Raw genomic sequence first — 13931 nt, forward strand, 5'->3', positions numbered from 1 at the left:
TTTTTTCGGAAAGGAAGGCACGACATGTTTGAACTATTACCAGACGAACGACTTGATTATCTCTTAGGACAGGAAGGGAAAATCATTCAAAGTCCATCCGTCTTCTCGTATTCACTTGACGCGGCACTGCTCGCACGATTTGCGTGGGTCCCGATTCAACAGGGACGGATTGCCGATCTCTGTTCAGGAAACGGTGCAATTCCACTCTTTTTATCCTACCGGACGAAAGGGCAGATCACGGGTCTTGAAATCCAGCCACGACTAGCGGAGATGGCACGACGGAGCGTCACCTTGAATGAACTGAACGACCGGATTGAGATGATTGAAGGGGACGTCAAAGAGGCGGGAGCGCGTCTTGGATACGGCATCTATGATGCTGTCACCTGCAATCCGCCATATTTTTTAGCAAATGAGACATCGAACCAAAACCAAAGTGAACATTATACGATTGCAAGGCACGAAGTCCTCTGTACCCTTGAAGACTGTATTCGAGGTGCATCTGATTTGTTGAAACAAGGCGGAAAAGCAGCGTTCGTTCATCGACCGGAACGACTGCTCGATATCGTCACCTTGATGCGGACGTATCGCTTGGAACCGAAACGGATGCAGCTGATTTATCCGAAAGCAGGGAAGGAAGCAAACATGCTCTTGATCGAGGGGATCAAGGATGCAAAACCTGGACTGAAGGTGCTTCCCCCATTCATCGTCTATGAAGCGGACAACTCGTATGCGGCTCAGATGAAAGAACTGTTCGATGTCTGAGCATGCAGTCTATATCGTTCGTTGCCAAGATGATACGTATTATACGGGTTACGCGGTAGACGTCACGCAACGCATCGCGACACATAACGCAGGTAAGGGTGCGAAGTATACACGTGCCCGTCTACCGGTCGTTCTCGTTCATCAGGAAGTTTTTGCGACGAAGTCAGAGGCAATGAAGCGGGAATATGCGATTAAACAATTAACCCGTTCACAAAAAGAACGGTTGATTCAAGGAGGAACCTCATGAAAGCGACGAGTAGCTATCAACAGCAAGGAGCCGGTCTCTATATCGTCCCGACACCAATCGGCAATTTAGAAGACATGACGTATCGGGCCGTACGGATTTTACAGGAATCCGATATCGTCGCAGCAGAAGATACGCGGCAGACGATGAAACTGTTTCGACACTTTTCGATTGAGTCGAAGCTTGTCAGTTACCATGAACACAATAAACAAACAAGCGGCGAACGACTCCTCGCTGATTTAGAGGCAGGAAAACAAATTGCCCTCGTCTCCGACGCCGGTATGCCTGGCATCTCGGACCCGGGAAGCGACTTGATCCGCCAAGCGATTGCAGCAGACATCCCTGTCATCGTTCTTCCGGGTGCGAACGCTGCGTTGACCGCTCTTGTCGCGTCCGGATTATCGACGGAACGCTTTTTATATTACGGCTTTTTGCCACGGAAGAAAAAAGAACGTCGCGAAGCGTTGGAGCAATTGAAATACGAAACCGGAACGCTCGTCTTTTATGAAGCACCACATCGTTTGAAAGAGATGTTGCAAGGGATCGAGGAAGTACTTGGTGATCGCCAGGTGACGTTAGCCCGGGAATTAACGAAACGGTACGAGGAGTACATTCGGGGAAGCGTGAGTGAATTACGTGCTTGGGCAGCAGAAGACGTTCGAGGTGAGTTCGTCGTTCTTGTCGAAGGGTCAAATGAAGAACGACCTGATGCGGTCATTCAAGACAGTGATCCACTCGAGCAAATCCGTCGGTATATCGAAGAAGGCGAAAAGCCGAACGCGGCGTTGAAGCGTGTCGCCAAGGAACGGGGACTGGATCGTCAGGAACTATACCTTGCGTTTCACGAAGCAGATTAAAAAAAGGAAGCCCCGTCAGGAGCTTCCTTTTTTGTTTATTCGTTGCTTGCGTAATGACGATCGAGGAAATCTTTTAATTCAACGAGAACGCGTTGTGCGCCATCTGGTGAAAGAATCAATTTACCATCAGCCAATTTGAAGTTATCTTCTGATACTTCTCCTGTTACTTGGCAAGTCATGTTTGGTTTATATTTTTTAAGGATGATCTGTTCGTTGTCGACATAGATCTCGAGGGCATCCTTTTCTGCAATTTGAAGTGTACGGCGTAATTCGATTGGAATTACGACACGACCGAGCTCGTCTACCTTACGTACAATACCTGTTGATTTCATTTTGTTGTTCCTCCTTTGATGTCATGGATCTCTTTTTCTTTTGAAAAATCGTCAAAATTCGACATCGTTTCTATAGAATGTAGAATACTAGACTTTCCAAAAGTAGTCAACCAATCTGAATAGCTTGAAATCAAAATGTCATTTATTTCTCAAAAACACCATATTTGAAACGATTTATTAATACATTTTCCCTTTTTAAAGGAAATGAAACTATAGAGTGTGTTTTTTTGTAATTTGATGTCTGATGTCAAAAAATGTTTTGATTCGACAAAAAGTGAGTTTCGACATCAGTCCCGTAACAGCGTATAATAGCCTATAATGAAGATGGAAATCAGAGAACGGAGGAATAACATGGCAAAGACATTTTATATCACGACCCCGATTTATTATCCAAGTGCAAAACTACATATCGGTCACGCGTACACGACGGTGGCTGGAGATGCGATGGCACGATACAAACGACTTCAAGGATTCGACGTCCGGTATTTGACAGGTAGCGATGAGCACGGTCAAAAGATCCAGGAAAAAGCAGCAGAAGCAGGGATTTCGGAACAGGCATTCGTCGACGGTGTCGTCGAACAGATTAAAGTCTTATGGGATCGTCTCGACATCTCGTACGATGATTATATCCGGACGACAGAACCACGTCACAAGAAAGTCGTCGAAAAAGTGTTCGAGACACTTCTTGAATCAGGCGATATCTATTTAGGTGAATACGAAGGTTGGTATTCGATTCCGGATGAGACGTACTATACGGAATCACAACTCGTCGACGGGAAGAGCCCTGACAGTGGACACCCGGTCGAACTCGTTCGCGAAGAATGTTACTTCTTCCGGATCAGTAAGTACGCGGACCGTCTGCTTGAGTACTTTGAAGCGAATCCGTCATTCATCTTGCCAGAATCACGTAAACACGAAATGATCAATAACTTCATTAAACCAGGTCTTCAAGACTTAGCGGTCTCACGGACGACATTCAACTGGGGTGTACAAGTCCCGTCGAATCCAAAACACGTCGTCTACGTCTGGATCGATGCGTTGACGAACTACATCTCGTCACTTGGTTATGGTACGGACGATCACGGTAACTTCGATAAGTACTGGCCAGCAGATGTCCATCTCGTCGGAAAAGAAATCGTTCGTTTCCACACGATCATTTGGCCGGCACTCTTGATGGCGCTTGACCTCCCATTACCGAAGAAAGTCTTCGCACATGGTTGGTTGTTGATGAAAGACGGAAAAATGTCGAAATCAAAAGGAAACGTCGTCGATCCGATTCCGTTGACGGATCGCTACGGTCTCGACGCCCTTCGTTACTACCTCTTACGGGAAGTGCCATTCGGTTCGGACGGTATGTTCACACCTGAAGCATTCGTTGAGCGGATGAACTATGATTTGGCGAACGATCTCGGGAACTTACTCAACCGGACGATCGCGATGGTCACGAAATACTTTGATGGTGAGATCCCAGCCTATACAGGTAACGTGACACCGTTTGATGCGACACTGTCGGATCTTGCAAAAGAAACGGTCACGAAAGTCGAAGCATCGATGGAACACATGGAATTCTCTGTCGTACTGTCGAACATTTGGCAATTGATCAGCCGTGCCAATAAATACATCGATGAGACACAACCGTGGGTGCTTGCAAAAGACGAATCCAAAACGGCGGAACTCGGTTCTGTCATGGTGCATCTCGTTGGCGTCTTGCGTCATGTGGCGATCATGTTGCAACCGTTCATGACGCGTTCACCAAAAGAGATCTTCGCGCAACTGGGTCTCTCTGGACAAGCGATGGACTGGGCAGCGCTCGAGAAATTCGCAGATATCACACCAGGAACGAAAGTCGGTACAGCGACACCGATCTTCCCACGTCTCGACGTCAAAGAAGAAGTCGAAGCAATCGTCGACATGATGCGCCAAGCTTCTGCAGCACGTGTTGAGGAAGAGGAAGTTGAAGAAGAAGACGAAGATATTCGTCCAGAAACGACAATCGATGTCTTTGACCAAATCGAACTCCGTGTCGGTGAAGTCGTGACGGCTGAAAAGATCAAAAAGGCGAAAAAACTATTGAAGTTACAAGTCGATATGGGCAAAGAAACACGCCAAATCGTCTCTGGTATCGCTCAGTGGTATGAGCCGGAAGATTTAGTCGGACGAAAAGTCATCGTCGTGGCGAACTTAAAACCGGTCACGTTACGTGGCGAACTCTCACAAGGAATGGTCCTTGCTGCTGAAAAAGCAGGAAAACTTGAACTGGCGACGGTTCCGTCAACGATGGCGAACGGCGCAAGCGTAAAATAAAACCGATGCCTGTGGACTCCATGTCACAGGCATTTTTTTAAAGAAGGAGTCGAACAGCTATGTTAATCGATACACACACTCACTTAAATGCAGACCAATTCGCGGACGACGTCCACGAGACGATTGAGCGGGCACGCGCGAACGGTGTCTCACCGATGATCGTCGTCGGATTTGATCATAAGACGATTGATCGTGCGATGGAACTCGTCGAAGCGTACGATGATCTTTATGCGGTAATCGGGTGGCATCCCGTCGACTCGATTGATTTTGATGAGGAAGCGTACCAAAAGGTCGAACGGTTGATGGATCACGAAAAAGTCGTTGCGCTTGGAGAAATTGGGCTCGACTATCACTGGGATACGTCACCGAAAGATGTGCAGCAGGAAGCTTTTCGTAAACAAATCCGGCTTGCGAAGCAGAAAAAGAAGCCGATCGTCATCCATAACCGGGAAGCGACAGAAGATACATTACGGATTCTTGAAGAAGAAGATGCGAAAGAAGTCGGTGGAATTCTGCATAGCTACAGCATGAGTGCTGAATTATTACCACGCTGCCTGGCGATGAACTTCTATATTTCACTCGGAGGTCCCGTCACGTTCAAGAATGCGAAGATGCCGAAGCGTGTTGCGCAGGAAGTCCCGCTCGATCGTCTACTCGTCGAGACGGATTGTCCGTATCTGACACCGACGCCACACCGCGGGAAACGCAACGAACCCGCTTACGTCCGGTTCGTCGCTGAAGAGATTGCGCAGCTCCGTGGCATGATGTATGCCGACGTGGAAGCAGCAACGACCGAAAATGCCAAACGGGTCTTCCGCTTGCCATGATGCGTTCGTTGACGTTTACTACGATTGGATTCAGCCTCTTACTTGTTGCTGCACTCATCTATGGAATGATGGATCATCCACAAATCGTGACCGTCTTGATTGATGGACAAGAGCAGCAAATTGAAACGACAGCCGATTCCGTTTATGGCGTACTTAAAGAAGCAGGCATCACGACGCGAACGAATGACATCATCGAACCAGCGCTCAGTGCTGATTTACCAGAAAAACGGTTGATCGTCATTCAGCGTGCGAAAGAGATCACACTGATCATGGGCTATGGTGAATCCCGTCGTGTTCGGACGCAGGCGCGCCAAGTGAAGGATTTGCTGGCAGAACGTGGTATCAAGAAAGCGGAGACGGATGATATCTATCCGTCCTCTGACGCTGTTCTGAAGAGTGGCATGACGGTGCGATACCGAGAAGCTTTTCCTGTTGATCTTGTCGTCGGTGGAAAAGCCCGACAACTCTACACATATGAGACGTCGGTCCGGGAATTGTTAGCGCGAGAAGGGATTCGCTTGCAAAAAGAAGATCGGGTCGCTCCAGATCCCGACACCCGCGTGACGGAAGGGACGTTGATTACGGTCAACACGACACGTCGTGCAACGTTGACGCAGGAACAGCTCGTTCCGTTTGAGATCGAAGAAGTCGAGGACCCAACTTTACCGGAAGGCGAACAACTCGTGACGGCATCTGGTCGTCCTGGTGTCCGAACGAAAAAGTATCAATTGACGCTTGCTAACGGTTTGAGCAAAGAGAAAAAACTGATTGGTGATCAAGTGACGCAGACACCCGTCAAACAAGTTGTCAAAGTCGGAACCAAACCGGTCGAGACACCCGTCGAAGCGCCTGTCTTCAACGAAGAACAGGCGACGAATCCGTTAGCTGAAACACCGAAGGCCGATACGGATCTTGATTTTGCAAGTGCGAAGAGCTTGATGGTCGAAGCGACGGCGTATACGAACGATCCAGCTTCAAACGGCAGTCGTTTGTATAACGGTCGTGCCTTGACCGCGACCGGGTATGACGTGACGGATACGATCACCTATCAAGGGATGCCGATTATCGCGGTTGATCCGAAGGTCATTCCGCTTGGTACGAAGGTCTACGTCGAAGGAGTGGGACTTGCGATCGCCCTCGATACCGGTGGCGCCATCAAAGGCAATAAGATTGATGTCTTGGTCGACGGAGAACAAAAAGCGAAGACGTTCGGTCGAAAACAACTGCAAGTCTGGGTCATTCCTAGTGCAACGGAAGCGGACACGTGACGCTTCCTTGTTTTTTTCGTGGAAACAGGTACAATTACGAGAGTGTTTGAAGAAGGTGGAGAGATCATGCGGAAACGCTTAAAAGAAGTCATCGTCGTCGAAGGACGGGATGATACGACACGATTACAAGAAGTCTTTGATGTCGATACAATTGAAACGAACGGCTCAGCCGTCAACGAACAAACGATGCAACGCATCGAGAAGGCGCTGGAACGGCGCGGTGTCATCATTTTCACGGATCCTGATTTTCCAGGAGATCGTATCCGTGCTCGAATCAATGAACGCGTACCAGGCTGTAAACATGCTTATCTTCCGCGTGCTCAAGCAAAAGACAAGCGAGGCAAAATCGGTGTGGAGCATGCCTCACCTGCCGCAATCGAAGAAGCGCTCGCTGCTGTCTATGAGACGGAAGAAGCACCGGTTGCTGAAGTGACACGTGAGATGATTCTGGCAGCTGATTTGATTGGTGGACCAGCAGCCTCGATCCGCCGTCGTCGTCTCGGTCAGATTCTTGCGATTGGTGAACCGAATGCAAAACAACTCGTCAAACGCGTCGCATCGATCCGAATCACGCGGGCGGAATGGGAAGCGGCATTGAAACAATTAGAGGAGGAAGAAGTTTGAAAGACATTGCTACATTGCATCGGACGAAAGAAATTTTAGCGAAACATGGCTTTTCGTTTAAAAAATCGTTAGGACAAAACTTTTTAATCGATTTAAACGTATTAGGAAACATCGTCGGGGCAGCTGGATTAACGCCTGAGAGCGGAGTACTCGAGATCGGACCAGGAATCGGCTCATTGACGGAACAATCGGCGAAACAGGCGAAAAAAGTCGTCGCTCTTGAAATCGATCAGCGGTTGCTACCGATTCTTGACGATACACTTTCACCGTATCCTCATACGAAGGTCATTCACGGCGATGCTCTTGAACTTGATCTTTCGACGATCGTCGCAGAAGAGTTCACGCAAGAAGGCATCACTGACATTGCCGTCGTCGCGAACCTCCCGTATTACGTCACGACACCGATCATCATGCGGATTCTCGAAGCGAAAGCACCGTTTCGGACGCTCGTCATGATGATTCAAAAGGAAGTCGCTGAACGAATCGGTGCAAAACCGGGCACGAAAGCATACGGTTCTCTATCGATCGCGATTCAGTATTATGCGGAAGCTGAAGTCTGCTTCACGGTTCCAAAACAAGTCTTCATTCCGGCACCAAATGTCGATTCAGCAGTCATCCGTTTGAACATTCGAAAAGAGCCGGCGGTACAGACACAGGATGAGGCATTATTCTTCGAAATCGTCCGAGCAAGTTTTGCACAACGTCGGAAAACGATTCTGAACAACTTGACGACACACTTTGGGAAGACAGAAAAGGCGGCGGTCGAAGCGGCATTGTTAGAAGCTGGAATCGAACCACGTCGTCGCGGAGAAACGCTCAGCCTGCAGGAATTCGCACAGTTAGCGGATGCACTTTTGCCAATTAAAAAACGTTGACGGATACGATTAGAACAGATATAATATTTCCCCTTTCTAATATTTATTTAATATGCTATAATAAATATTAGTGAGGTGAAGCGTATGCCAAAGACGTTGAACGAAATCAGACATGTTTTCGAAACACATGTTGGTGAAAGACTGACGCTAAAAGCAAGCGGCGGTCGTAAAAAGGTCGTAACCCGAATCGGAACGCTCGTTGAGACGTATCCTTCGGTGTTTGTAGTCAAGCTAGACGCAGAGCGCCACAATGTCGAGCGAGTTTCTTATAGCTACGCCGACGTGCTAACAGACTCCGTACAAATCGAATTTGCGAATTCGTAAACTTACCTTCCGAAGCGGACAAAATGTTCGCTTCTTTTTTTGTGGAAAGGTTGATACAATTCCTACAGGAAACGAACTAGAGGAGGAACGGCACGATGACGATTATTGTAAAGGCTCCGGCCAAGATCAACCTAGTCCTGGATGCGACGGCAAAGCGCCCGGACGGCTATCACGATGTACATATGGTGATGACGACAGTCGATTTGGCAGACCGTCTAGAATTGACGGAGCTGCCGTCAGGAGAAATTCGCATGAATGCCCAGCATGCTTACGTTCCAAACGACGAACGTAATCTTGCGTATAAAGCAGCAGCGATCTTAAAAGAAAAATACGATGTCAAGACGGGGGTCGAAATCTTTTTAGAGAAACACATCCCGGTCGCAGCGGGACTTGCTGGTGGTTCCAGTGACGCGGCAGCGACGTTACGCGGTTTGAATGAGTTATGGCAACTCGGCTTGACGCTTGAAGAGTTGGCGGAAGTTGGCGCAGCGGTTGGATCTGATGTTCCGTTTTGTGTCATGGGTGGAACAGCGATTGCAACAGGTCGCGGAGAGAAGCTAGAAAAACTTGTCTCACCACCACCATGCTGGGTCGTTCTTGCCAAACCGACGATTGGTGTCTCGACGGCTGACGTCTATGGTGCCCTCGACTTGAACACGGCAAAACGTCCGAACGTCGAAGCGATGATCGATGCGGTGAAGGCGCAAGATTTCCAAGGCATTTGCCAGTCACTCGGGAACGTTCTCGAATCGGTCACGTTGCCGATGCACCCGGAAGTCGAGCAGATCAAGGAATTCATGGCGAGTTGTGGCGCAGAAGGCGTCTTGATGAGTGGAAGTGGTCCGACAGTCTTTGCGTTGACGGAACACGAGAATCGGGCACAACGTCTCTATAATGGATTACGTGGCTTTTGTAACGAAGTCTACGTCGTTCGTCTTTTAGGCGAAAACCATTGATAATATCCGTATGAAAATGATATATTCACTATTGAATATTCGGAATTACGGAGAGGTGGAACAAAACAAATGAAAATTCGGAGAAGTGGTCGATTGGTCGACATGACGCGGTACTTGCTTGACCATCCCCATCATCTCGTCTCATTGACGATTTTTGCAGAACGCTACAAATCGGCGAAATCGTCGATCAGTGAAGATTTAGATATCGTCAGCGAGATGTTAGAACATGAGGGAACGGGTCGTCTCGTCACGGTACCAGGTGCTGCGGGTGGCGTCATGTTCATCCCGACGTGGAGCAGTAAGAAGGCGTTACCGTTCATCGATGATCTATGTGAACGTGTCGCACGTCCAGATCGACTGTTACCGGGGGGATATCTCTATTTGACGGACTTACTCGGGGATCCGAAGATGGTCAAACAAATGGGGCAAGTGTTTGCATCTGTCTTTAGCCAAAAGAAAGTTGATGTCGTCATGACGATCGCGACGAAAGGGATTCCGCTTGCTTATGCGGTCGCTGAGCAACTGGGTGTGCCGTTCGTCATCGTGCGTTCAGATAGTCGTGTCACGGAAGGATCTACGGTCAGCATCAACTATGTCTCAGGGTCTTCAAAAGCGATCCGGACGATGGCACTTGCGCGTCGGAGCTTGCCGCGTGGAGCGAACGTCTTATTGATCGATGACTTCATGAAAGCTGGCGGAACGATTCGTGGAATGATGAGTCTCTTGAGCGAGTTCGAAGCAAAGGTTGCAGGTGTTGGGGTCTTGATCGAGGCAGAGGGTGCTGAGAAGAAGATGGTCAACGAATACGTCAGCTTAATGAAATTAGCGGACGTCGACGTCGATCTCGGTCAAATCCAAGTCAAGCGTGGAAACGTCGATCACTATTTCTCGGAAGCCGAGACTACCTGAAATTGACAGCCGCATGGATTGTAACTATACTGTAATTATCAAACTTTTGGAAATTATGCGTAAAAAGATTGGGAAAGACTAAACCTTTATTTGTTTTAAGCCGTAAGTAGAAGTAGACAACGAAGAGTTGTGACAACGGTTAAAGGGGTGCGGACAAAATGAACGTTACGGACGTTAAAATTCGTCGCGTCGTGGCAGAGGGTCGAATGAAAGCACTTGCCTCTATTACGCTCGACCACGAATTCGTGGTACATGATTTGCGTGTCATCGAAGGGAATAGTGGTCTCTTCGTCGCCATGCCAAGCAAACGAACGCAAGAAGGTATCTTCCGGGATGTCGCTCATCCAATCAATGCATTAATGCGAAAAAAGGTCGAAGATTCAGTACTCGAAGCTTATGCGGCACGTGAGGAACAAGAAGAAGGCATCAGTTACGAAGTCGCTTCTGTTCAAACGACAGATCAAGTATAAGGAAAAAGACAGCTTTTCTCTTCTTGGGAAAAGCTGTCTTTTTTCTCGTTTTTTCCTCGATTCCGCTTCGTCCCATCATTGAATAACGGTGCCGTTTTCGTTATAGTTGGAACGAGTGTACTATTTCAGAACGAAATCAACACTAATTTACGTGGAGGAGCGACAAGGATGAATCATTTCGCGGTAATTCTAGCAGCGGGTAAAGGAACTCGGATGAAATCGAAGCTTTACAAAGTACTTCACCCAGTCGCTGGGAAACCTATGGTACAGCACGTCGTCGATCAATTAGCGACGCTCGGCGTCAAGCGACAGGTCGTCATCGTCGGTCACGGTGCGGAATCCGTCAAAGAAGTGCTTGGCACATCGGTGGAATACGCACTTCAAAGTGAGCAGCTTGGCACAGGACATGCTGTTCAAATGGCAGAACCCGTACTTGGGAACGAACAGGGAGCGACACTCGTCGTCTGCGGCGATACACCGCTCTTGACGAGCGAGACATTAGCTTCATTGTTACAACATCATACGGAGACGAACGCAAAAGTGACTGTCTTGACGGCACTCGCTGACGATCCGACTGGTTACGGACGAATCGTACGCGGTGAAGACGGAAACGTCTCGAAAATCGTCGAGCATAAGGATGCGAATGCAGAAGAACTCGCGATTCGTGAAATCAATACTGGTACGTATGTCTTTGATAATGAGATGTTGTTCGCGACGCTGAAGCAGGTCAAGAACGATAACGCGCAAGGTGAGTATTACTTACCAGACGTGATTGAGATTGCAAAGGCAGCAGGCGAAACAATCGCAGCGTATGCGGCACCTACGTTCGAAGAGACAATTGGTGTCAACGATCGCGTCGCACTTGCGCAAGCGGAAACATCGATGCGCAAGCGGACGAACGAGTACTGGATGCGTCAAGGTGTCACGTTCGTTGATCCGTCTTCGACGTATATCGGACCGGATGTCACGATTGGTTCAGATACTGTTCTTTATCCGGGAACGCAATTACTCGGTCAGACGGTCATTGGTTCAGAATGTACGATTGGTCCGAACTCGGATATCCGTAACAGTGAAGTGGCAGATGGTGCCATTGTTCGTCAATCCGTCGTCACGGACAGCAAAATTGGTCCAGCAGCGCAAGTCGGTCCATTCGCGCATTTACGTCAACAAGCAGTTCTCGGGGCGAACACACGCGTCGGAAACTTCGTTGAGATCAAGAAATCAACATTCGGTGAAGGTAGCAAATCAGCCCACCTGAGCTATGTCGGAGATGCGACGATCGGAGAGAACGTCAATCTCGGTTGTGGATCGATCACGGTCAACTACGATGGAAAAAATAAATTCCAAACGATCATTGAGGACGATGCCTTCATCGGCTGTAACGTCAACTTGATCGCACCGGTCACGGTCGGAAAGAACGCCCTTGTTGCTGCCGGATCAACCGTCACGGATGATGTGCCGGAAAACGGTCTCGCGATCGCACGGGAACGTCAAACGACGAAACCCGATTATCGTTAATTCATTACTTGTCGCTCTACTCGTCTAAACCCAAACAAATGGAGGCCACCTACACATGTCTACTGTCTTAGAACATGAAATTCGTATTTTCGCACTCAACTCGAACAAACCACTGGCAGAGGAAATCGCTAAAGTCATCGGAATCCCGGTCAGCGAAAGTTCAGTCAAACACTTCAGTGATGGCGAAATTTCGATGAACATCGAAGAAAGTGTCCGAGGGGATGATATTTACATCATTCAATCGACAAGCCAACCAGTCAACGAAAACCTGATGGAACTTCTCATCATGATCGATGCACTGAAACGGGCGTCTGCACGGACAATCAACGTCGTCATTCCGTATTACGGTTATGCGCGTCAAGACCGCAAAGCACGTTCACGTGAACCAATCACGGCGAAACTCGTTGCGAACTTGCTTGAAGTAGCAGGGGCGACACGCGTCGTGACGATGGATCTCCATGCAGCACAAATCCAAGGGTTCTTCGATATTCCAGTAGATCAATTGATGGGTGTACCGCTTCTCGCTTCATACTTCGAGAAAAAGAACATCGATCCAAACGAACTCGTCATCGTTTCTCCAGACCATGGCGGTGTCACACGGGCACGTAAATTAGCAGAACAATTAAAAGCACCGATCGCGATCATCGACAAACGCCGTCCGAAACCGAACGTCGCAGAAGTCATGAACATCGTCGGTCAAGTCGATGGCAAGATTGCTATCATCATCGATGACATCATCGATACAGCGGGTACGATCACACTTGCAGCGAACGCTTTGATCGAAAACGGAGCGAAACAAGTCTATGCATGTTGTACACACCCTGTTCTTTCGGGTCCAGCAATGGAACGGATCGAGAACTCAGCGATCGAAGAACTCGTCGTCTTGAACACGATCGACTTGACACAACGCGAATGTGCAAGCAAAATCAAACAAATCTCTGTAGCACGCTTGCTTGCAGAAGCAATCATCCGTGTACACGAACAGAAATCAATCAGCCCGCTCTTCAGCTGATTGCTTGATGCATACGAACGACGTGGTCCGGTTTATTGAAATCGGACCCTTGTTCGTTTACTTTTTTAAATAGAAATGAGGAATCGATATGAAATGTATCGTCGGATTAGGGAATCCTGGAGCGAAGTATGCGAATACGCGCCACAACATCGGTTTTCTTGCGATTGATGCCTTAGCGGAGAAGCACGGGATCAAGCTTTCAGAATCGAAGTTTAAAGCCCTCTTCGGAACGGGAATGATAAACGGAGAACGTGTCGTGCTCGTCAAGCCATTGACGTATATGAACTTATCAGGTGAAGCGGTGCGACCGTTACTTGATTTCTATAAAATTGCGGTCGAAGATGTGCTCGTCATCTATGACGATCTGGACTTGCCGCTTGAGAAACTACGGTTGCGTTCAAAAGGCAGTGCAGGCGGTCATAACGGCGTCAAGTCGTTGATCCAGCACCTCGGTACGCAGGAGATCAAGCGTCTTAAGCTCGGCGTCGGTCGACCACCGGCACCCATCCAAGTCATTGACTGGGTGTTAATGAATTTTTCGAAGGCAGAACAAGGAAGTTTGCAACACGTACTCAATGCGTCTGTCGATGTAGCGACAGACTTCATAGACACACCGTTTCTCGCTTTGATGAATCGGTATAACTGAACG

General features: G+C 48.4%; 16 protein-coding genes. 15 read left to right on the forward strand and 1 reads right to left on the reverse strand.

The annotated features are described in order from the left end of the window. Positions 1 to 24 precede the first annotated feature (24 nt). The 3 genes from EXW93_RS00005 to rsmI are packed head-to-tail and all read left to right on the forward strand — an operon-like array spanning position 25 to position 1863. A complete protein-coding gene (locus tag EXW93_RS00005; protein ID WP_023466526.1) occupies positions 25 to 762 on the forward strand; it encodes a tRNA1(Val) (adenine(37)-N6)-methyltransferase in 738 nt (245 codons plus the stop codon). Next, positions 755 to 1009, forward strand: a complete 255-nt coding sequence (locus tag EXW93_RS00010; RefSeq protein ID WP_023466528.1) for a GIY-YIG nuclease family protein — start codon at positions 755 to 757, stop codon at positions 1007 to 1009. Before EXW93_RS00005 ends, EXW93_RS00010 begins: the two co-directional genes overlap by 8 nt. After that, positions 1006 to 1863 (forward strand): 16S rRNA (cytidine(1402)-2'-O)-methyltransferase, encoded by an 858-nt coding sequence (gene rsmI, locus EXW93_RS00015; protein ID WP_055966569.1) that lies wholly within the window; start codon positions 1006 to 1008, stop codon positions 1861 to 1863. Before EXW93_RS00010 ends, rsmI begins: the two co-directional genes overlap by 4 nt. A gap of 35 nt (positions 1864 to 1898) precedes the next feature. Here rsmI and EXW93_RS00020 read toward each other — a convergent pair whose 3' ends face one another. Next, the gene (locus EXW93_RS00020; protein ID WP_023466531.1) at positions 1899 to 2195 is read right to left on the reverse strand and encodes a transition state genes transcriptional regulator AbrB; all 297 of its coding nucleotides are present in this window, start codon (positions 2193 to 2195) and stop codon (positions 1899 to 1901) included. 324 nt (positions 2196 to 2519) lie between these two features. Between EXW93_RS00020 and metG the strand changes: the two genes are divergently transcribed. From metG to pth, 12 genes are all read left to right on the forward strand, one after another. Continuing rightward, a complete protein-coding gene (metG, locus tag EXW93_RS00025; RefSeq protein WP_256429264.1) occupies positions 2520 to 4499 on the forward strand; it encodes a methionine--tRNA ligase in 1980 nt (659 codons plus the stop codon). A gap of 59 nt (positions 4500 to 4558) precedes the next feature. Then, the gene (locus EXW93_RS00030; RefSeq protein ID WP_023466535.1) at positions 4559 to 5326 is read left to right on the forward strand and encodes a TatD family hydrolase; all 768 of its coding nucleotides are present in this window, start codon (positions 4559 to 4561) and stop codon (positions 5324 to 5326) included. Then, the gene (locus EXW93_RS16580; RefSeq protein ID WP_305798078.1) at positions 5326 to 6594 is read left to right on the forward strand and encodes a 3D domain-containing protein; all 1269 of its coding nucleotides are present in this window, start codon (positions 5326 to 5328) and stop codon (positions 6592 to 6594) included. The genes EXW93_RS00030 and EXW93_RS16580 overlap by 1 nt, the downstream gene beginning before the upstream one ends. A 66-nt stretch (positions 6595 to 6660) precedes the next feature. Then, positions 6661 to 7218, forward strand: coding sequence for a ribonuclease M5 (gene rnmV / locus EXW93_RS00040; protein ID WP_023466539.1), 558 nt, complete (start codon positions 6661 to 6663; stop codon positions 7216 to 7218). Continuing rightward, positions 7215 to 8093 carry a 16S rRNA (adenine(1518)-N(6)/adenine(1519)-N(6))-dimethyltransferase RsmA gene (rsmA, locus tag EXW93_RS00045; RefSeq protein ID WP_023466540.1) on the forward strand — a complete coding sequence of 293 codons (879 nt, stop codon included), beginning with the start codon at positions 7215 to 7217 and terminating at the stop codon, positions 8091 to 8093. Before rnmV ends, rsmA begins: the two co-directional genes overlap by 4 nt. 84 nt (positions 8094 to 8177) lie before the next feature. Continuing rightward, positions 8178 to 8417, forward strand: a complete 240-nt coding sequence (locus EXW93_RS00050) for a Veg family protein (protein WP_012368950.1) — start codon at positions 8178 to 8180, stop codon at positions 8415 to 8417. A gap of 95 nt (positions 8418 to 8512) precedes the next feature. Continuing rightward, a complete protein-coding gene (gene ispE, locus EXW93_RS00055) occupies positions 8513 to 9373 on the forward strand; it encodes a 4-(cytidine 5'-diphospho)-2-C-methyl-D-erythritol kinase (RefSeq protein WP_023466542.1) in 861 nt (286 codons plus the stop codon). Positions 9374 to 9442: 69 nt separating this feature from the next. Further along, positions 9443 to 10282 carry a pur operon repressor gene (gene purR / locus EXW93_RS00060; protein ID WP_023466544.1) on the forward strand — a complete coding sequence of 280 codons (840 nt, stop codon included), beginning with the start codon at positions 9443 to 9445 and terminating at the stop codon, positions 10280 to 10282. Between the two features lie 158 nt (positions 10283 to 10440). Continuing rightward, entirely contained in the window at positions 10441 to 10752 is a 312-nt protein-coding gene (spoVG, locus tag EXW93_RS00065) for a septation regulator SpoVG (RefSeq protein ID WP_174315866.1), read from the forward strand. A 168-nt stretch (positions 10753 to 10920) separates the two neighbouring features. Beyond that, positions 10921 to 12270, forward strand: coding sequence for a bifunctional UDP-N-acetylglucosamine diphosphorylase/glucosamine-1-phosphate N-acetyltransferase GlmU (glmU, locus tag EXW93_RS00070; RefSeq protein ID WP_023466548.1), 1350 nt, complete (start codon positions 10921 to 10923; stop codon positions 12268 to 12270). A gap of 55 nt (positions 12271 to 12325) precedes the next feature. Next, the gene (locus EXW93_RS00075; RefSeq protein ID WP_012368955.1) at positions 12326 to 13282 is read left to right on the forward strand and encodes a ribose-phosphate diphosphokinase; all 957 of its coding nucleotides are present in this window, start codon (positions 12326 to 12328) and stop codon (positions 13280 to 13282) included. Positions 13283 to 13370: 88 nt separating this feature from the next. Continuing rightward, positions 13371 to 13928, forward strand: a complete 558-nt coding sequence (gene pth, locus EXW93_RS00080; RefSeq protein ID WP_023466549.1) for an aminoacyl-tRNA hydrolase — start codon at positions 13371 to 13373, stop codon at positions 13926 to 13928. Positions 13929 to 13931: the final 3 nt, after the last annotated feature.

Origin of the sequence: Exiguobacterium sp. JMULE1, assembly GCF_013337175.1 — a bacterium.
Taxonomy (GTDB): Bacteria; Bacillota; Bacilli; order Exiguobacteriales; family Exiguobacteriaceae; genus Exiguobacterium_A; species Exiguobacterium_A indicum.

What these genes read in the sequence shown, in the direction of transcription:
- purR (WP_023466544.1), top strand. Translation starts at nt 9,443, where the DNA reads ATGAAAATTCGGAGAAGTGGTCGATTGGTCGACATGACGCGGTACTTG.
- EXW93_RS00005 (WP_023466526.1), top strand. Translation starts at nt 25, where the DNA reads ATGTTTGAACTATTACCAGACGAACGACTTGATTATCTCTTAGGACAG.
- glmU (WP_023466548.1), top strand. Translation starts at nt 10,921, where the DNA reads ATGAATCATTTCGCGGTAATTCTAGCAGCGGGTAAAGGAACTCGGATG.
- EXW93_RS00075 (WP_012368955.1), top strand. Translation starts at nt 12,326, where the DNA reads ATGTCTACTGTCTTAGAACATGAAATTCGTATTTTCGCACTCAACTCG.
- metG (WP_256429264.1), top strand. Translation starts at nt 2,520, where the DNA reads ATGGAAATCAGAGAACGGAGGAATAACATGGCAAAGACATTTTATATC.
- pth (WP_023466549.1), top strand. Translation starts at nt 13,371, where the DNA reads ATGAAATGTATCGTCGGATTAGGGAATCCTGGAGCGAAGTATGCGAAT.
- rnmV (WP_023466539.1), top strand. Translation starts at nt 6,661, where the DNA reads ATGCGGAAACGCTTAAAAGAAGTCATCGTCGTCGAAGGACGGGATGAT.
- spoVG (WP_174315866.1), top strand. Translation starts at nt 10,441, where the DNA reads ATGAACGTTACGGACGTTAAAATTCGTCGCGTCGTGGCAGAGGGTCGA.
- rsmI (WP_055966569.1), top strand. Translation starts at nt 1,006, where the DNA reads ATGAAAGCGACGAGTAGCTATCAACAGCAAGGAGCCGGTCTCTATATC.
- ispE (WP_023466542.1), top strand. Translation starts at nt 8,513, where the DNA reads ATGACGATTATTGTAAAGGCTCCGGCCAAGATCAACCTAGTCCTGGAT.
- EXW93_RS00030 (WP_023466535.1), top strand. Translation starts at nt 4,559, where the DNA reads ATGTTAATCGATACACACACTCACTTAAATGCAGACCAATTCGCGGAC.
- EXW93_RS00050 (WP_012368950.1), top strand. Translation starts at nt 8,178, where the DNA reads ATGCCAAAGACGTTGAACGAAATCAGACATGTTTTCGAAACACATGTT.
- EXW93_RS16580 (WP_305798078.1), top strand. Translation starts at nt 5,326, where the DNA reads ATGCGTTCGTTGACGTTTACTACGATTGGATTCAGCCTCTTACTTGTT.
- EXW93_RS00020 (WP_023466531.1), bottom strand. Translation starts at nt 2,195, where the DNA reads ATGAAATCAACAGGTATTGTACGTAAGGTAGACGAGCTCGGTCGTGTC.
- EXW93_RS00010 (WP_023466528.1), top strand. Translation starts at nt 755, where the DNA reads ATGTCTGAGCATGCAGTCTATATCGTTCGTTGCCAAGATGATACGTAT.